The 19,076-nt window shown below is 40.5% G+C and carries 18 protein-coding genes; 12 read left to right on the top strand and 6 right to left on the bottom strand.

The features are described from left to right. Positions 1 to 78 precede the first annotated feature (78 nt). Complete coding sequence (locus tag WC743_RS01705; protein ID WP_373010000.1) at positions 79 to 285, top strand: hypothetical protein; 207 nt, start codon at positions 79 to 81, stop codon at positions 283 to 285. A gap of 70 nt (positions 286 to 355) precedes the next feature. Here the strand turns inward: WC743_RS01705 and WC743_RS01700 are convergent, their stop codons facing one another. After that, positions 356 to 1,075, bottom strand: coding sequence for an RluA family pseudouridine synthase (locus WC743_RS01700; RefSeq protein WP_373009998.1), 720 nt, complete (start codon positions 1,073 to 1,075; stop codon positions 356 to 358). 180 nt (positions 1,076 to 1,255) lie between these two features. On the opposite strand from WC743_RS01700, the gene WC743_RS01695 reads away from it, so the two are divergent. After that, positions 1,256 to 1,768: a hypothetical protein gene (locus WC743_RS01695; RefSeq protein ID WP_373009997.1), complete on the top strand. Its 513-nt coding sequence runs from the start codon at positions 1,256 to 1,258 to the stop codon at positions 1,766 to 1,768. Between the two features lie 48 nt (positions 1,769 to 1,816). Here WC743_RS01695 and WC743_RS01690 read toward each other — a convergent pair whose 3' ends face one another. The 3 genes from WC743_RS01690 to gatB all read right to left on the bottom strand — a co-directional run bounded on the left by WC743_RS01690 (position 1,817) and on the right by gatB (position 5,196). Then, positions 1,817 to 2,503, bottom strand: a complete 687-nt coding sequence (locus WC743_RS01690) for a response regulator transcription factor (protein WP_373009995.1) — start codon at positions 2,501 to 2,503, stop codon at positions 1,817 to 1,819. Positions 2,504 to 2,598: 95 nt separating this feature from the next. Next, positions 2,599 to 3,723: a redoxin domain-containing protein gene (locus WC743_RS01685; protein ID WP_373009994.1), complete on the bottom strand. Its 1,125-nt coding sequence runs from the start codon at positions 3,721 to 3,723 to the stop codon at positions 2,599 to 2,601. Positions 3,724 to 3,726: 3 nt separating this feature from the next. Further along, positions 3,727 to 5,196, bottom strand: coding sequence for an Asp-tRNA(Asn)/Glu-tRNA(Gln) amidotransferase subunit GatB (gene gatB, locus WC743_RS01680; protein ID WP_373009993.1), 1,470 nt, complete (start codon positions 5,194 to 5,196; stop codon positions 3,727 to 3,729). A gap of 224 nt (positions 5,197 to 5,420) precedes the next feature. Here gatB and WC743_RS01675 point away from each other — a divergent pair, with 224 nt between their 5' ends. Then, positions 5,421 to 5,924, top strand: coding sequence for a hypothetical protein (locus tag WC743_RS01675; protein ID WP_373009992.1), 504 nt, complete (start codon positions 5,421 to 5,423; stop codon positions 5,922 to 5,924). A 77-nt stretch (positions 5,925 to 6,001) separates the two neighbouring features. On the opposite strand, the gene alaS is transcribed toward WC743_RS01675, so the two are convergent. Then, positions 6,002 to 8,746, bottom strand: coding sequence for an alanine--tRNA ligase (alaS, locus tag WC743_RS01670; protein ID WP_373009991.1), 2,745 nt, complete (start codon positions 8,744 to 8,746; stop codon positions 6,002 to 6,004). 574 nt (positions 8,747 to 9,320) lie between these two features. Here alaS and WC743_RS01665 point away from each other — a divergent pair. The 5 genes from WC743_RS01665 to WC743_RS01645 all read left to right on the top strand — a co-directional run bounded on the left by WC743_RS01665 (position 9,321) and on the right by WC743_RS01645 (position 14,067). Next, on the top strand, positions 9,321 to 9,881 hold the full coding sequence (locus tag WC743_RS01665) for an adenylate kinase (protein WP_373009990.1): 561 nt from the start codon (positions 9,321 to 9,323) through the stop codon (positions 9,879 to 9,881). A gap of 24 nt (positions 9,882 to 9,905) precedes the next feature. Beyond that, on the top strand, positions 9,906 to 10,241 hold the full coding sequence (locus WC743_RS01660; protein WP_373009989.1) for a MerR family transcriptional regulator: 336 nt from the start codon (positions 9,906 to 9,908) through the stop codon (positions 10,239 to 10,241). Positions 10,242 to 10,291: 50 nt separating this feature from the next. Next, positions 10,292 to 12,382, top strand: a complete 2,091-nt coding sequence (locus tag WC743_RS01655) for a ComEC/Rec2 family competence protein (RefSeq protein ID WP_373009988.1) — start codon at positions 10,292 to 10,294, stop codon at positions 12,380 to 12,382. A gap of 77 nt (positions 12,383 to 12,459) precedes the next feature. Further along, a complete protein-coding gene (locus WC743_RS01650; protein WP_373009987.1) occupies positions 12,460 to 13,107 on the top strand; it encodes a DUF4412 domain-containing protein in 648 nt (215 codons plus the stop codon). A gap of 411 nt (positions 13,108 to 13,518) precedes the next feature. Next, complete coding sequence (locus WC743_RS01645; protein ID WP_373009986.1) at positions 13,519 to 14,067, top strand: hypothetical protein; 549 nt, start codon at positions 13,519 to 13,521, stop codon at positions 14,065 to 14,067. Positions 14,068 to 14,196: 129 nt separating this feature from the next. Here WC743_RS01645 and WC743_RS01640 read toward each other — a convergent pair whose 3' ends face one another. Continuing rightward, positions 14,197 to 15,390 (bottom strand): pyridoxal phosphate-dependent aminotransferase, encoded by a 1,194-nt coding sequence (locus WC743_RS01640; RefSeq protein ID WP_373009985.1) that lies wholly within the window; start codon positions 15,388 to 15,390, stop codon positions 14,197 to 14,199. A gap of 141 nt (positions 15,391 to 15,531) precedes the next feature. On the opposite strand from WC743_RS01640, the gene WC743_RS01635 reads away from it, so the two are divergent. From WC743_RS01635 to WC743_RS01620, 4 genes are read left to right on the top strand one after another with little or no spacing between them, the layout of a single operon-like run. After that, positions 15,532 to 16,506: a cation diffusion facilitator family transporter gene (locus tag WC743_RS01635; protein ID WP_373009984.1), complete on the top strand. Its 975-nt coding sequence runs from the start codon at positions 15,532 to 15,534 to the stop codon at positions 16,504 to 16,506. Beyond that, complete coding sequence (locus tag WC743_RS01630) at positions 16,499 to 16,945, top strand: NUDIX domain-containing protein (RefSeq protein ID WP_373009983.1); 447 nt, start codon at positions 16,499 to 16,501, stop codon at positions 16,943 to 16,945. The genes WC743_RS01635 and WC743_RS01630 overlap by 8 nt, the downstream gene beginning before the upstream one ends. Beyond that, positions 16,942 to 18,207: an adenosylmethionine--8-amino-7-oxononanoate transaminase gene (gene bioA, locus WC743_RS01625; RefSeq protein ID WP_373009982.1), complete on the top strand. Its 1,266-nt coding sequence runs from the start codon at positions 16,942 to 16,944 to the stop codon at positions 18,205 to 18,207. The genes WC743_RS01630 and bioA overlap by 4 nt, the downstream gene beginning before the upstream one ends. Before the next feature lie 2 nt (positions 18,208 to 18,209). Continuing rightward, positions 18,210 to 18,818, top strand: a complete 609-nt coding sequence (locus WC743_RS01620; RefSeq protein ID WP_373009981.1) for a hypothetical protein — start codon at positions 18,210 to 18,212, stop codon at positions 18,816 to 18,818. Positions 18,819 to 19,076 lie beyond the last annotated feature (258 nt).

The following is a 19,076-nucleotide window of genomic DNA, read 5'->3' as shown; positions in this document are numbered from 1 at the left end:
TAAACTTTTTAAAGCTTAAAGTGTCGTAAAAAAAAAATACCTTTACAAAAAAATCTCAACCATACAACTATAAAATTCATGAAAAAAATTATCCTACTATTATTACTTGCTTTGGTTACGGTAACCATTTACTCATGCCAAAAAGAAAACGTTAGTGTTCAGAAAAAGACTATTAGCGGAACCTTGTCAGTCAAAAGAGATACTGTACCACCGGATGATGTAACCTCATTAAGGTTGCTTAAAGATACAGTTCCTCCTGATGATAAATTCATTATAAGGAAATAATCTTTTAAAGATTCATTACAAAGGCCTCAGTATAATATATTGAGGCCTTTTACATTAATATAGCTTGTTATTAAGCATCAAATTTCTCAAGCAGCTTTAATAGCGTTTCAAAATCTTTTGGATAAGGCGCATGTACTTTAATATCCTCGCCATTAAGCAATTTAAAGGTTACCTCATAAGCATGCAAGGCAAAACGTTTCATTATAGGCAACTCTTCCTGGTCTTTACCCAAATGGTATTTACGTTTGATCTTAGATAAAAACACCGGCTGGCCTTTGTACATATCATCCCCGGCAATTGATGCCCGCTGAGTGGCTAAATGGATACGGATCTGGTGCATCCTGCCGGTTACAGGCCTGCACTCTACTAATGTATAGTGTTTAAAGTATTTTAACGACTGGAACCAGGTCTCGGCGCGTTTACCTTCCTGCCTGCTAATGGTTACATTACCTTTGCCCACGTTCAATATGGGTAAATCTATCAGTAGTTCTTCAAAAACGTGTGTACCATCAATAATGGCGTGATAAACCTTTTTCACCTTACGTTTTTCGAATTGCATGGAAACGGCACGATAAGCCTCAGGATTTTTAGCGATAATAAGCGCCCCTGATGTTTCTTTATCCAGGCGGTGGCATATCTGGGCATCATCGGTATATTGCTTTGCTAAACGCAGCATATTGATCTCGCCGCCCTCACGCTCATCAAGCGAACTGATAAATGGCGGTTTATTTACCACAATTATATCATCATCCTCAAATAAGATCAGGTCGGCAAACTTTGGAAACTTCATAGCCGGCAAAAATACGGTTTATTAATTTAAGAAAATATATGTGATAAAGAATGCTTGCTGAACGTTACTCTTCCACTTTAAAGATGACAGGTAGCACATTTGGATGAATCAAACAAAACTTATTCACTTCTGTTAAATCACTATCTATCAACATGAAACATCTACCTAAATTAAAATACCATGAGCAAGGCAAAAAAACAACCTGAAGAAAAGGGCTTTTTTGAAAAGATAAAAGAAACTATTGAAGAATTTTGGGACGGAACAAAAGACACTGCCGAAGACCTGAAAGAAAAAGCAGAAGATAAGTTTGATGACCTGAAAGAAAAAGCCGGGGATAAATTCGAGGATATTAAGGAAAAAGTTGCTGCAAAAAAATCAACGGCATCAAAAAAGGCTACCAGCGCTAAAGATACTGTTGCTAAAAAAACAACGGCAACAACTGATAAAGCTAAAAAAGTAGCGGCGGAAATTAAAGCTAAAGCAGATACGAAAGCAAAAGCCGTGACCGCAAAAGCCAAAACAGACACCACAGCCGCTAAAAAGACTGCAACCGAAGTTAAAGCCAAAGCTGCTACTAATGCAAAAGCTGTGGTTGATAAAGCTAAAGCCAAGGTGGCTGCTCCTAAAAAAGCTGCTGCGCCAAAAGCTGCTACTGCGGTTAAAAAGAAACCCGTTGCTGCAAAAAAAGCTTAATAAAGCTATAGAAACAAAAACGGCCCCGATAAATCGGGGCCGTTTTTGTTATGCTTCAAATTTGTAGCCTACTCCTTTTACGGTAGCTACACAATCATCACCCAGTTTTTCGCGTAGTTTACGTACGTGCACATCAATGGTGCGGTTAGTAACTACTACTGAGTCTTCCCAAATACTTTTTAAGATCACCTCGCGGGTGTAAACCTTGCCCGGTTTTGACGCCAGCAGGTATAATAATTCAAATTCTTTTTTAGCTAATACTACTTTAACACCCTTTTTATAAACCAGGTAAGCTTCGCGGTCTATCACCAGGTCGCCAATTTCAAGTTTGTTATCGGTAACCTCTTCAGGTGCCGAATTACGGCGAAGGATAGCGTTTATACGGCTAACCAGTGCACGTGGCTTAATGGGCTTAGCAATGTAGTCATCGGCACCCACGTTAAAGCCGGCAATTTCTGAATACTCTTCGCTACGGGCGGTTAAAAACACCATAAAAGTATTCTTAAACTCGGGCATGGTTCGCATAATGCGGCAAGCCTCAATTCCGTCCATTTTTGGCATCATTATATCCAATACAATAAGATCGGGCTGGGTTCTTTTAGCTTCGGCTACAGCTTCCTGCCCATTGCGGGCCGAATATACCTGGTAACCTTCTTTTTTAAGGTTGTACTCAATTAACTCTAAAATATCGGGTTCGTCGTCAACAATTAAAATCTTCTGTTTGCTGGAGCTCATGTAAGTTAATTTTTTGCATAAAAGTATAATCTTAATGATAGCTAATGGTTAAATATACATTAACAAATTGTTAAATGTTACGTTATGTTAACTATTTATTCAGGCTTATTAAACGTTTTGTTTAAAAAGGCTTCAAGCTCGGCACCAGTAATGTTTTTAGCAACAATTAACCCCTGCGGATCAATTATAAAGTTTGACGGGATAGCTTCAATACGGTACAAACGTTCGGTAGGGCCATCAAAGCGCTGTAGTTCAGATACATGTGTCCAGGTTAGCTTATCGGCATTAACTGCCTGTTGCCAATCCTTTTTCTCTGTATCTAAAGACACTCCCAAAATATTAAAGCCTTTTGATTTGAAGATGTTATATTGTTTTACCACGTTTGGATTTTCCTGGCGGCAAGGCCCGCACCATGACGCCCAAAAATCAAGCATAACATATTTGCCTTTGTAGTCGGTTAGTTTTACGGGTTTACCATCAATGCTTTGCATGGTAAATTCAGGTGCTTTATGCCCTACCGATACCGGTTTAGCCGCTTCCATCTGCCTGATGAAGTGCTGTACGCCCGGATTATCTTTGAAATCATTTTTTATATCATTGGCATAAGCCACTAACTGCTGCTCGTATTTATACTGATCAAGCGAAGTAGCCGCATAAAAACCAGCCAGTGATTTTTTATTCTTCTCAACAAACTTTAATACCTCAACACTATAATCATTAATGTTTTTTTGAAACTGGGGCATATAGATCTTTATCAGTGAATCTGATTCTTTACCCAGAGCCTCTGATTTAGCGGTATACTCATCAGATAGTTTACTGTTTTTGGCGCCATAAAAGTTACTGATCTTATTGAACTCTTTAACTTTTTCAGAATCATCCGAGCCTGATATTTTGTAGGCATGAGATACATCGGCAATGTCTGTATCAAAAGTGATATCATCGCCATTTTTGGCAACAAAATCATATATACTGCCACCTATACGCAATTTATAAAGGTTAGCATAAGGTGCAGGGTGCTTAAATTTAAACTGGTTTTTACCATCTAAATTAACTGAATCTATAACGCTAACCTGGTTACTATCTGCAACCAGCAAATACACCATTTTTAAGCTGCCGGGATTAGCAACCGTGCCGGATATGGTAAAATCAGCTTTATTTTTACAGGCAACCATAAAAAGGACCGTAAGCAACGAGATACAGGTAATTACACGGATTTTCATTTTCTATTTAGATTCTAATTCCTTTATTAAAAGCTGGTTGGTTTTCTGCGGGTCTATTTTCCCTTTCGAAAGTTTCATTACTTCGCCCATGAACAAGCCTAAAACGCCTTTTTTCCCTCTTTGGTATTCTATCACCTTATCAGGATATTTAGCTAATACTGCCTGTATAAATTGATCAACTTCTGATGTATCCCGGCTAATAAGCAGGTTAAGCTGCTGGGCCAGTTCATCTGCTGTTTTACTGCTATCTTTTAGCATTGCCGGGAACAGCTTTTGCGCTGCAACCGAATTATTTATTTTACCATCATCAACCAGTTTAATTAAACCGGCTAAGTTTGCTGCTTTAAGCGCTATATCATTGATATTAATGCTGTTATCATTAATATATGACCGTACAGAACCCATAAGCCAGTTGGCTGCTGATTTATAATTGGCTGTATGTTTTATTACTTCTTCAAAATAAGCGGCAAACTCTCTATCGGCTATAATAACACCTGCATCATAGTCAGAAAGGCCAAGCTCTGAAGTATATTTCGCGAATAACTCATTAGGCAGCGCAGGCATGCTTTCTCGTATAGCTGATAGGTCAGCTGCGGTTAATTGCACGGGTAGCAGGTCCGGCTCGGGGAAGTAACGGTAATCATTAGCCATCTCTTTTGAGCGGAGTACCGATGTTTCGCCGGTATCGGCATTAAAATTAAGGGTGTTCTGATCAATATGGCCACCGGCTTCAATAACAGCCACCTGTCGCTCAAACTCATGCTCTATGGCACGCTGAACATTACGGATCGAGTTTAAATTCTTCACTTCGCAACGGTTACCGTAGGCTGATGCGCCTCGTAACCTTACAGATATATTGGCATCACAACGCATGCTGCCTTCTTCCATATTGCCGTCGCAAATCTCTAAATATCTCAGAATTCTTCTAATTTCTGTTAAAAACTGACCCGCTTCTTCCGCGCTGCGCATGTCAGGCTCTGATACTATTTCAATAAGTGGTACCCCGGCCCTGTTCAGGTCAATAAGTGAATATTCATCATGCTGATCATGTGAACTTTTGCCCGCATCATCTTCCATATGGATGTGATGAATGGCTATATTTTTTGATGTACCGTCGCTTAGCTTTACGGTAACCTGTCCGCCTAAACAAATAGGCTGCTGATCTTGCGTGGTTTGAAAACCTTTGGGCAAATCAGCATAAAAATAATTTTTACGGGCGAATGTATTTTTAAGATTAATAGAGCAATTGCAGGCCAGGCCCATTTTTACCGCGTACTCCACCATTTTTTTGTTGATGCGCGGCAACGTGCCCGGATGCCCCAATGAAATTGGACTCACGTTATGATTAGGTTCGGCGCCAAATGCTGCCGAATCCGAAGAAAAAGCCTTACTTAAAGTGGATAATTGCGCGTGTACTTCTAACCCTACCACTAATTCGTATTTCTCACTCACGTCGCTTATTAGAACTGCCATATCATATATTCAGCTGTTATTCAGCATTGATCAAACCTGTCAAATATAATGTTATTTATATTTTTTGCTTTATTATTCTTCAAACAATATTGTCAATTTGGGTATATTTTGTGTTTAAAGTAAATATAACATGTAACAATCAAACACTTTAACCAATTATATGTTGAAGGAATTGTCTGATAATCAGAGAAAAAATTCACACAATTTAATTACTTGAAGATACAATGAAAAAATTAATTTTAGGAATGCTGGCATCTTGTTTTATACTTGCTGCATCTGTTACCCAATCAAAAGCACAGGTAAGCCTTAATGTAAATATTGGCACCTGGACCCCTCCACCAGCATATTCAGATGTGGAGTATTACTATTTACCGGATGTAGAAAGTTATTATTACGCACCCAAGCATCAGTATGTGTATTTAGATGGAGGAAACTGGGTTTTCAGAAACTCTCTTCCTGCCAGGTACAGGAGCTACAATATTAACAACGGGTATAAAGTAGCGGTAAACAGGCCGCAAGCTTACCGTTATTTTAGTACAGATCGTAGCCGCTATGCAAAATACAAAGGCTCAAATAAGCAGGTAATTGTACGTGGCAACTCCAACTTTGCTAAAGGAAACAACGGCAATGGCCAGGGTAACGGAAACGGTAAGGGCCATGGAAATGGCGGCGGAAATGGTAAAGGCCATGGCGGCGGAAACGGAAAAGGCCACGGTAAGGGGCACTAATATAAATTGTTTTAATCCGTATAAACACAAAAGAGGCCGCTTCAATGAAGCGGCCTCTTTTGCTATAAGTATAATTATTACAAAAAGCTTTTGGCTTTGGCTAAGGCATTATCAATACCACTAACGTCACTGCCGCCAGCTGTTGCAAAAAACGGCTGACCGCCGCCACCGCCTTTAACTTCCTTAGCTAATTCTTTAACAATATTACCGGCGTGTAAGCCTTTTTCCTTTACCAGGTTTTCGGCTATCATTACAGTAATGTTTGGCTTACCGGCAATATCTGCCGCCAATACCAGAAACAGGTTTGGCACAATATCCTTTAAGTTATAAGCAAGGTTCTTTATTGCGTCAGCATTTGGCAGTTCTACCCTCTGGGCTATGAAGTTGATCCCGTTGATGCTTTCTGCCGTTTTAGCCAGTTGATCTTTTAAACCGGATGCTTTCATCAATACCGCTTTCTCCAGTTCCTTTTTCATGCGGTTGTTATCTTCAATAAGGTTTTCTACGCTTTTTGAAAGGTCGGCAGGGTTTCTAAGCAGCTCTTTTAAGCTTTTTATCAGCTTGCCTTGCTGCTGGATATAGTTATGAGCATTGTAGCTTGTAATAGCTTCGATACGGCGTACACCGGCTGCAACGGCACTTTCAGATATGATCTTAAAGTAACCTATCTCCGCAGTGTTTTTTACATGTGTACCACCACAAAGCTCCTTGCTAAATTTATCGTCGAAAGTTATTACCCGCACAAAATCGCCATATTTTTCACCGAATAAAGCGGTAACACCACTCGCAATAGCATCATCGTAACGCACGTAGCGTTCTTCTTTCAGGGCGATGCCTTCGCGTACTTTTTGATTTACAATATTCTCCAATGAATCTATCTCATCATCGGTAACCTTACTAAAGTGAGAAAAATCGAAACGCAGCTGATCGGGGTTCACCAATGAACCTTTTTGGTTTACGTGCTCACCTAAAACTTCTTTTAGCGCCGCATGCAGCAAGTGCGTTGCCGAGTGGTTGGCACTGGTTATAATGCGGTTACCCATGTTTATACCTGCACCAAAACGGGTTGGCATTGGGTTTGGCAATGTCCATTCTGCCGGGCCATCCTGTGTGTAATATGGCGCAAGCGTAGCATAATGGATAATTAGGCCATTCTCTTTTTTGGTATCGGTAACATCAAACATCAGGTTGCCTTTGGTTTCGTCGTACCATTCGCTCATCAGGCTGCCGGTATCACCTACCTGGCCACCACCTTCGGCATAGAAAGGTGTGCGGTTCAATACGATCTGGTATTGCTCTTTGCCCTGTGAGGTTACTTTACGATATTTTAAGATCTCGCATTCGATGTACATTTCATCGTAACCCACAAACTCGGTATTATCGCCATTGCGTAATACCACCCAATCGCCTGCACTAACTGCAGTAGCAGCGCGGGAACGGGTTTTTTGTTCTTGAAGAGCCTGGTTATAACCTTCTATTTCCACAATCCATCCTTGTTCACGAGCCATCAGTTCCGTTAAATCCAACGGGAAACCATATGTATCATACATTTCAAATGCAAAACTTCCTGACAGCTTTTTCTGTATTGTTTGACTTGGGTCAGCTTTTGGGTCGATAATAAAAACACTCCCAACAAACGAAACAGAGGTCATTTCATCAAATCTTTTGATTCCGGCGGATAAAGTTCTTAAAAACGAGTTTTCTTCCTCTAAAATCACTTTCTGCACAAAGTCCTTCTGATTCCACAATCCATCAAACACGCCTTTAAATTGCTCGGCTAACAAAGGCACCAGCTCATTAAAGAATGGTTCTTTAAAATCTAATGTTTGATAACTGTAACGTACAGCCCTTCTTAAGATCCTGCGGATTACATAGCCCGCTTTATTACTTGCAGGCAATTGTCCGTCGGCTATGGCAAAACTTATAGCCCGGATATGATCTGCCAATACGCGCATCGCTACTGCATCGTTCCAATCGGCGTCGCCGGGTTTGGCTGCGCTGTTATATTTTTTACCACTTTTCTCCGCAATGAATTGGATCATCGGCTGGAAAACATCGGTATCGTAATTTGAAGTTTTTCCCTGCAACACACGCACCAAACGCTCAAAGCCCATCCCGGTATCCACGTGCTTGTTCGGCAATGGCTGTAATGAAGTATCTTTCAGCCTGTTAAACTGCATAAACACGTTGTTCCAAATCTCAATTACCTGGTCGTGGTCGGCATTTATAAGGGTTGCACCGCTAACTTCTGCACGCTCACTATCCGGCCTGCTGTCAAAGTGAATTTCCGTACACGGTCCACACGGACCGGTTTCACCCATTTCCCAAAAGTTATCCTTTTTATTGCCGGGCAAAATATGCGACTCATCTACATACTGTTTCCACAGGTCATAGGTTTCGGTATCTTTCTCCAAACCTTCTTTTTCGTCACCTTCAAAATAGGTAACGTACAGGCGGTCCTTATCTAATTTATAAACTTCGGTAAGCAGTTCCCAGCTCCAGGCAATGGCTTCCTTTTTAAAGTAATCGCCAAAACTCCAGTTACCCAGCATCTCAAACATGGTATGGTGATAGGTGTCAATACCCACCTCTTCCAGATCGTTATGCTTGCCTGATACGCGTAAACAACGCTGTGTATCTGTAACGCGTGGTGCTTTGGCCGGTGATTCGCCTAAAAAAACGTCTTTAAACTGGTTCATTCCCGCATTGGTGAACATCAGGGTTGGGTCGTTTTTAATAACAATAGGTGCGCTGGGCACAATAATGTGTCCTTTAGAAGCAAAAAAATCAAGAAAAGCCTGGCGTATTTGGGTAGCTGTCATAAGATGCAAAGGTAAAAAATTGTCTGAACCTGAATTATCTGAATTTTAGAATTGTTTTGATGGTGGTGTGGTTGCCTTCTTTCTCATACATCACACGCGCGTCATTGCGAGGTACGAAGCAATCCCCGATAGAAAAGTAGGCGATAAGCATGTCGGGGATTGCTTCGCTATCACTCGCAAAGACGTATTTATTCGTACGCAATATCCCACCCTGCGCGTCTTTGCGAGGAACGAAGCAATCTCCCGATAGAAAAGTGGGCGACAGTCATGTTGGGGATTGCTTCGCTATCGCTCGCAAAGACGTATTGGTTTCCGCAATATCACGGTTAAATAAATCATGTCATTGCGAGGAGGAACGACGAAGCAATCTCGTAGCCAATGCATTACCGCTTAGCATACGACGAGATTGCCACGCTATCGCTCGCAATGACATAATGGTGTATAAGTATCACCATGTTGGGATTGCTTCGCTATCGCTCGCAAAGACGTATTGGTTTCTACCACGCGCCATTTTTAGCCATTGTTGGGGTTATCTCCCTCATTTGCTTAAATTCGCAATTTCAAATTCCCTCCTATGAAAATTCACATTATGGGTGCTTCCTGCGCGGGTTCAACAACCCTGGGTAACGCCCTTGCTGAGCAGCTTTCTATCCCATATTTTGATACCGACGATTACTTTTGGGAGCCATCTGATGTGCCCTACACCATAAGGCGCGATACCGATAAAAGAAATAATATGTTAAAAAGCGACCTTGCTAAAAATAAGGATTACATACTTGGCGGTTCGCTTATTAGCTGGGGTAACGAGTGGAAAGAAATGTTTGATCTGGTTGTATTTTTATATGTTCCGCAAGAGATCCGGATCAAGCGGTTAATGGCACGCGAAGTGCAGCGGTATGGCGATACCATACATACCGACCCTGAACGTGCCTTATTATATAAAGACTTTATTGCATGGGCAACAAAATATGACGACCGTACTTTTAGCGGCCGCAATATACAGGTGCATGAGGATTGGCTGCACGATTTGCAGTGTAAAGCATTGGAGATTAGAGAAGATACAACTGTAAAGGAAAGGATAGCACTGGTTAAAGATCAAATAGATAAACTTGAGGCTGCGGGACTTTTTGACTAAAAAAATAAAATATTACATTTGCATATGCCTTACAAAGAACGCGAGATCAGCAAGATGTACTATACAATGGGTGAGGTATCGGCTATGTTCGATGTTAACCAGTCGTTAATACGGTTTTACGAAAAGGAGTTTGATGTTCTGCAACCTAAAAAGAACAAAAAGGGTAATCGTTACTTCACGCCCGAGGATCTGGAAAACTTTAAGATCATCTTCCACCTTATCCGCGAAAAAGGATACACCCTGCAAGGCGCTAAGGACCATCTGAAAAACAATATGGGCGATACCCGCGACAACCAACGCGTGATTGATTCGCTCGAAAACTTAAAAAAATTCCTTTTAGAAGTTCGCGACGAGATTTAATCTTATTTTTATTTCCTGAATAACCTGTCACAAGGCTTCCGAAATAAAATATGATCGCTAACCATAAAGGTGAAGTTCCTGTTATTGTATTAATACTCCCCTTTTTAGCAGGGATAGCCGGCGGCATTAACTATTTGAGTGCTAATGCGGGATGGATCACAGCCTTGCTCATTATTCTAAGCATAGCGTTCATAGTCCTTAATTTAACTTATACCCAATTTGGCATTTATAAAGTACGATGGCTGGGAGGTTCACTTATTTACCTCATTTTATTTTTATTGGGATGGATGGTTACCACTCATCACAGTGAACTGAATAGTGATAAGCACTTCTCAAAAAAGTCCGCACAGTATCTTGCAGTAGTTATTAATAGCGAACCCAAATTAAAAGGCGACGTGGTACGTTTTACTGCCAATGTTAAACAAACCATAGGCAATGGTAAAACGGAAGAGGTAAGCGGGTCGGTGCTTATCACTATTAAAGACAATTTGGCTAAAAAGCTTTTTTATGGCGAGGAATTGCTGATACCGGCGAAGTACTCCCCCATTGAGCCGCCATTTAACCCCGGCGAATTCAACTATAAAAACTATTTAGCCAACCATAACATTCATTATCAGGCATTTTTGTTTCCGAAGCAATACGTGATTGTGAAGGCCGGTGAGGGTAACCCGGTAATTGCTTATGCCCTGCAGCTGAGGCAAAACCTTGTCGCAAAGCTGAAGGCCAATATGAAGGATACCACGGCCATCGCGGTAGCATCTACCCTTATACTGGGCTATAAAGCCGACTTAGGTAACGATATTCTGCAAGCCTATTCTAAAACAGGCACCATACATATCCTATCCGTTTCGGGCGGGCACGTGGCTATTATTTATTTGCTGTTGAGCTGGGCCCTGGGCTTTTTAAATGGGTACAAACACGGCAGGGTATTTAAGGCTATTCTTATAATAGCTTTAATTTGGGCTTATTCGCTGTTAACAGGTTTTTCGCCCGCGGTTTGCAGGGCGGCCGTGATGTTAAGCCTTATTATTACAGGCAAAACTTATAGCAGGTATATTAATACACTGAATATATTGGCGGTATCTGCTTTCGCGATGCTACTGTACAATCCTTTTCTGATAACAGATGTGGGTTTCCAGCTTTCTTATCTGGCGGTTGCCGGGCTTATTATCTTTCAGCCGGTAGTTTATCAATGGCTTACTCTTAAAAACAAAGTTGCCGATAAAATATGGCTGGCCTGCTCGGTATCTATAGCAGCGCAAGTAATTACTTTTCCGCTAAGTGCTTATTACTTTCACCAGTTCCCGGTTTACTTTTTGGTGAGTAACCTGCTTATTGTTATTCCGGTTAGTATCATTTTATATAGTGGTATTTTATTGCTTTTGCTGCCGCAGATGGCTGGCGTATCACAAGCACTGGGTTATATTCTGGAAAAATGCATTTTACTAATGAACAAAGTATTGGCTTATATTGAGCATGCACCATATGCCAGCATCGGTAAAATATGGCTCAGCACTTTTGAATACCTGTTACTTTATGCCATCACTTTATTGGTTTTCTATTTTATATACAACAAAAAGGCCTGGTTTATTAAAGCAGCGCTTGTGTGTACCTTATTTTTCAGCATCAGCATTGGGGTAAAACATTTCAGGGTCGATAATAACCGGTCGGTTACTTTTTTAAATTTACGGAAGCATAGTGGAATAGTATTCAAAAACGGCAATAAGGGTATTGTGCTGACTGATTTGCGGGATACAGACAAGAATTTTCAGTATGCCGTACAACCGGGCCTTGACAGCACCAGGCTTACTGATTACAAAGTGTATAGCCTGAATAGCAATGTCCAATCTGCTTACCTCATTAAACAAGGCGGCCTGGTGCAATTCTTAAATAAAAGGTTGGCAATGTTAAACCACAGTACTTCAATAAGGCCAATACCGCCTCTTTTTAAAACCGATTATTTATACGTAACCAATAATACTTACGTTGATAGTGCTGTAATTGCCAACAGTAATATGCTTATTATTGATGGCAGTAACACTGATAAGCGTTTAAATCAACTAATTGAGCAGTCTAAAAAATTAAATGTTAATTATAAGATCTTGAAGCGTAACAAATCATTCGTTGCTATCTCTAATTAACAACAATTTGAAATATTTACTTAAAAACTTGCACAGAAGTTAATTACACGCTAAATTGTATCCATTAAACTAAAACTATGAACATTAAACTATTTACTGTTGCCTTAGGTATAACTTTATCTGCAGCAGCTATCAGCGCAAGCGCACAAAAAGCCTACACTGAAGGTGTTGCTACCATCAGCATGAGTGCCATGGGGCAGTCTATTGAAGCTAAAAGTTACTTCAGAACCGACTCAAGCGCAGTTGCTTTTTCTTCGGGACCAGCAAATATTAAAATCCTTACTGATAATAAAGGCACTTACATGGCTGTATTAGTAGATGTTGCCGTTGCTTCTATTAAAAAAGCAGCTATAGCTTCACCTGCTGAGATCGAAGAGCAACTTGCACAAATGCCACCTCTTACCTTTGTACCAGGTACTGAAACTAAAGTGATAAATGGCTTTAATTGCAAAAAAGTTGTTGCTACAGATACCAAGGCAAATAAAAGCTATGATATTTGGGTAACTAACGATGTTACTTTGCCGGTAACCAATGCATCAAAATACTATGCTAAAGCAGGCGGCTTCCCTATTCAGTACATGACTTTCCAAAATGGTCAGCCTTCTGAGGTTACTGTAAAAAGCATTGTTGAGCAAAAAGTCCCTGCCGGTACATTTAATATCCCGGGTGATTTTGAGAAAATAACTATGGATGATTTAAAAGCAATGAGCGGCGGCGGTCACTAATCATAGCTGCAAATAACAAAAAAGAGGCTGTATCATACGCATGATACAGCCTCTTTTTTGTTAAACTACATTTTTTAACACCTATCGGCATACAAAAAACGACTGCTTTTAAAGGCAGTTTCTAACAATTGTTAGCTGTGAACATACACTTTTGTATCCTATACAGAACTAATGTATAATTTTTGGGCATAGCCCATAACTTAAAGTGCAAACCTGACTTTCCTACTTTAAAAGTTAAAAAAATGATTGATTATCAGTTATTAAGATACTGACTTTTTTAATAAACCGGACATATAGTTGGCTTTTGGCACAGTTGTTAAGTCTCATTAATGCACATATTTGGCACAATGGCAAAGTATTTGTTAATAGCGATGTATCACAATTTATAATTGTAAATTTAATAACACAACAATGAAAACAACAACAAAACTATTAGCAGCAGCATTTACAGCAGCAGCTATATTTTTCGGAACAAATGTTAATGCTCAGTCAACTCCAAAAAGTGCTTTGCGCTTTGGTGTAGGTGTTGAAGGTTTATTGCCCACAGGTAACTTACGTGACGTTTCAAACGTTGGTATAGGTGGTACTGCCCGTTTACAATATGGCGTGGCAGATAACTTAGCTTTAACGTTAACATCAGGTTACTACAACTTTTTTGGTAAAGAAATAGTGAGCGGTGCTGACACCAAATACCCTTCAGTCGGTTTAGTACCGGTTAAAGCAGGTATTAAAGCATTCATATCTCAAAACATTTATTTGAGTGGTGAAGTTGGTGCCGGTTTTGAAACAAGAGATGTTTACGAAGGCCAGGATGGAAAAGACGTCAAATTGATCGCTTCTCCGGGTATTGGCTGGGCTAATCAAAAATGGGATGTAGGTGCACGTTATGAAAACTTTTCTGGCCAGAGTAATAACTATGGTACAGTTGGTTTACGTATAGCTTACGGTTTCGGCTTGTAATTTATAGGTCTAGATCTACTTAAAAGAAAAAGCCCCTCGTCAAAATTGACGAGGGGCTTTTTGTATGCCTGAATCAGAATTTATAGAATTTACAGAATTGATTAATTCTGTAAATTCTGATTCTAACAGTTACACCAACTTTCCTAATGCTTCTTTTATCCTTCTTATAGCTTCAACCAGTTTGTCTTCGGCAGCGGCGTACGATATACGGATAGATTTTTTATCACCGAATGAATCACCGCCAACTGTGGCTACGTGTGCCTCTTCCAGTAAAAAAATGCTTAATTCGTCCGAGTCGTTAATAACCTTACCATTAAAGCTTTTGCCAAAGAACGAGGTAACATTCGGGAAAAAGTAAAACGCACCATCGGGCAGGTTTACTTGTATGCCGTCAATTTCTTTAAGCAGGCCGTAAACCAGGTTGCGGCGTTTCAGGAACTGGTCACGCATTTGCAGCACACTTTCCAGCCCGCCTTCATAAGCGGCAACACCGGCTTTTTGTGTAATAGAGCAGGTGCCTGATGTAATTTGTCCCTGCATTTTATCACAAGCAGCAGCAATTTCACTGTTTGATGCCGTATAGCCAATTCGCCAGCCTGTCATAGCAAATGCCTTGCTAAAGCCGTTAATGATCACTACACGGTCTTTAATATAATCAAACTGTGCAATAGACTCATGTCCGCCAATAAAGTTGATATGCTCATATATCTCATCAGAAAGGATATAAACATGAGGATGCTTTGCAAATACTTTTGCTAATCCCTCTAACTCATCCTTGCTGTAAACACTCCCTGTTGGGTTACAAGGCGATGAAAACATGAAAAGTTTTGTTTTTGGAGTAATGGCAGCCTCTAATTGTTCAGGTGTTATTTTAAAATTCTGTTCAACAGTGGTATCAATAAATACGCTCACACCTTCGGCAAGTTTAACCACTTCTGAGTATGATACCCAATAAGGAGTAGGAATAATAACTTCTTCGCCCGGGTTCACTAAACATAGCACCGCATTGGCAATGGCTTGTTTAGCGCCTGTAGAAACTACTATCTGTGTATCAGTATAATCAAGGTTGTTCTCTGTCTTCAATTTATTCACTATAGCTTTCCTTAGGTCGGGGTAACCGGCAACAGGTGTATAGTAAGTAAAATTCTTATCCATGGCTGTTTTAGCAGCATCCTTAATATGTTCAGGAGTATGAAAATCAGGCTCGCCAAAGCTAAGACTGATCACATCTACGCCTTTTGCCGCCAATTCGCGGCCCATTTTGGCCATTTTAATGGTTTGAGATTCCGACAGGTTGTTGATCCTGTTACTTAATGCGCTCATAATATTTGTGTTATTGCGGCAAATATAGAAAATGCTTCAATTAATGCCCGATAAACAGAACTATAAAATAATTTAAATGTTAGCTGATAAAAAGGCGAGGGCTAAATTTTATGTAAGTTTGGCTCTCAAAAAAGATGCATTTTGAAGCAGCACAAAAGAATAATATCTATATCACTGATTACCGGCGTTGTACTAATGGTGATGAAGTTTTTGGCATACTTTCTAACCAACTCTAATTTTGTACTAACAGATGCTGCCGAAAGTATTGTTAATGTGGTTGCCAGCTCGTTTGCCTTTTTCAGTATCTACCTGGCCGCACAGCCCCGCGACGAAAATCACCCCTATGGTCATGGAAAAGTAGAGTACTTTTCTGTATTTATAGAGGGTTCGCTCATCGGTATTGCCGGTATTATTATTATCATTAAATCAACCTACAGTATTTTTTATCCGCAAGTGATACATGATCTGTTACTGGGTGCGGGTATTATTGGTGTAACCGGTGTAATAAACGGATTGTTGGGTTATTACATGATTATTAAAGGCAAATCATTGCCATCTATCACTATTGAGGCTGATGGCAGGCATTTGCTTACCGATATGGTTACCAGTTGTGGGCTCGTTATTGGTTTGCTGCTCATACACTTTACAAAAATATTATGGCTGGATAGTGCATTATCTATATTGGTTGGTGTGTATATTTTATATACAGGTTATAAGCTTATCCGCCGTTCGGTGGCCGGCCTTATGGATGAGACAGATTTTATTATCATTAGCAACGTAGTAAAAGTTTTAGGAGAACAGCGCCGGGATGAATGGATTGATATACACAACCTGCGCGCCCAAAAGTATGGCAGCGAACTGCATATTGACTGCCACCTTACGCTACCTAACTACTTTGATTTGAACCGGGTACATCAGGAGGTAAAATTGGTTGATAAACTGATCAACACAAAAGCGGGTATCAGAACCGAATTATTCATACATACAGATCCCTGCCTGCCTTATTGCTGCCACTACTGCAGTATGCCCAATTGCCCTATCAGGTCGGAGGCAAAAACAGAAGAAATTCCGTGGACAATGGACAAAGTAATGCGTAATAAGAAACACTATGAGTAAGGAATTTTTCAACGTGCGTGTTTACGGTATCCTTATTAATGATAATAATGAGGTTTTAATAAGCGATGAGCAGGAATATGGTATGCGTTTCAGCAAGTTTCCGGGCGGGGGATTAGAATATGGCGAAGGGCTTACAGATGGCTTAAAGCGCGAGTTTATAGAAGAATGTAATACCGAAATTGAGATCATTAACCATTTTTACACAACCGATTTTTTTGTAAAATCGGCCTTTAACGATTCACAGATCATTAGTGTTTATTATATAGTTAAAGCAACATCAAACCTTAATTTCATCACTAAAACAATAATGTTTGATTTTGACGGCGAAGGAGAAGTGCTGCAGTCTTTCAGATGGGTAAATCTTAAAGATCTTACTCCTGATGAACTTACTTTCCCGATAGATAAACACGTTGCAGAGCTTTTAATTAGTTCCTTATGAGTTTAACAGAACGCGATCTTGCAGTAATATGGCATCCCTACACTCAAATGAAAACGGCCCAGCCGCCAATACCCATTATTAGAGGAGAGGGCACCTGTTTATTTAGCGAGGATGGAAAAAAGTACATTGATGCCATATCATCATGGTGGGTAAATATTCACGGGCATTCGCACCCATACATTGCCCAAAAGGTTGCAGAGCAATTAAATAAGCTGGAACATGTTATTTTCGCAGGCTTTACCCACCCCGGCGCAGTTGAGCTTGCGGAGCGCCTGTTAGCTATACTGCCGTCAAACCAGGCTAAAGCATTTTATTCAGACAATGGTTCTACCGCGGTAGAGGTAGCTATAAAAATGTGCCTCCAATATTGGCACAACAAAGGCGAACAACGCACTAAAATACTGGCATTTAAAAACGCTTATCATGGCGATACTTTCGGCGCCATGTCGGTAAGTGGCCGAAGTGCTTTTACAGCGGCATTTGATAGTTTATTGTTTGAAGTGGAATTTATTGACCTGCCGGATGCGAATAATATAGAAAGTATTAAGTCGCATATCTCAAGCCTTAAATCTCAAATCTCCTGTTTCATATTTGAACCATTGGTGCAAGGTTCGGCAGGCATGATCATGTATGAGGCAGCGCATTTGAATGAATTAATGGCACATTGCCAAAAAGAAGAGGTGTTGTTAATTGCTGATGAAGTATTCACCGGTTTTGGGCGCACAGGTAAAGCTTTTGCCTGCAACCATGTAGCAAACCAGCCGGATATTATGTGCTTCTCAAAGGGGCTTACAGGTGGCACTATGGCTTTCGGACTTACAACCTGCAAACAAGAGATCTATAATGCATTTTTATCTGATGACAGGACGAAGACGCTCTTTCACGGGCATTCCTACACGGCTAACCCTGTAACATGCGCAGCCGCATTGGCAAGCCTTGATCTTTTTTTAGAACCGTCAACACAAGAAAATATTAATCGTATTGCTGATAAACACCGTGCATTTGCAGCAAAGGTTATCGGCCACCGGTCACTAAAAACAACCCGGCAAACAGGCACTATACTGGCATTAGAGTGGGAAACGGGTAACAATACCTCCTACTTTAGCAGCCTGCGCGATAAGCTGTATCATTACTTTTTAGATGCGGGAATTATTTTAAGGCCCCTGGGTAACATTATTTATATTTTACCGCCATATTGCATTACCAATGCCGAGCTGGACTATATTTACAGCACCATTGAGCAGGCACTTGATGACATTTAACTATGGAACTAAACACAATTTTACCACAAATAATTGCTGATGATCAGTTGCATGCACGCTGGCTAAATACACTTTCCTTAATGGAAAATACCGGCGCGCGCAAAATATCAGCAAGTGAAGACCCCACAACTGTAACTTATATTATACTAAAGCACGCTGCTGAAGAGCATCGCCATGCCTTTTATCTGAAGAAACAAATAGAGAAAACAGGCAATAACCTATGCCCTACTTATTCGGCCGAATATTTAATTGCCCCGGCTTATAGCAGGTATTATTTAAACCAGCTGGATATTGATGTTTGCAGGTATTTAAAAAAAGAGCTTCATTTATCAGGCAGGGAGTTAAGATTTGCCGCATACCTGCTGGTTACTTATGCAATAGAAGTTAGGGCCGATGAATTATACCCTATTTATCAGGACGCTTTAGATAACGCGGGCAGCAAGGTAAATGTAAAATCTATTATTTTAGAAGAAGAGGGGCATTTGGAAGAGATGATCAATCAACTGCAAAAGTTCTCTCCAGACTGGCAGCTACACGCCCAAAAAGCGGTAGATATGGAAACCAGGCTCTTCAACCAGTGGGTAAACAACCTGGTTGCTGAAGTAAATTGATCATTTCATAAACAGTTGCCTTCGGTGAGCCTGCCTAAAGATTTCGGTGAGGACACCGAAATGGGATATCAGCTACCTACCCTCCTGTTTTGTATCCCCACAAACAGTTGCATTTGCCCTTGTTGGTGTTGTCACCAACAAGCCATAGGGCGGTGGAGAACACGCAAAGTTTGGATGCATGACTACTTGCCTAAAGATTTCGGTGAGGACACCGAAATGGGAGTTTGTTTTGTGATATCGCTACCTACCCCGCTGTTT

Origin of the sequence: Mucilaginibacter sp. (assembly GCF_041660805.1) — a bacterium.
In the GTDB taxonomy this organism is placed as follows: Bacteria; Bacteroidota; Bacteroidia; order Sphingobacteriales; family Sphingobacteriaceae; genus Mucilaginibacter.
This window is presented reverse-complemented; position numbering and strand designations above follow the sequence as displayed.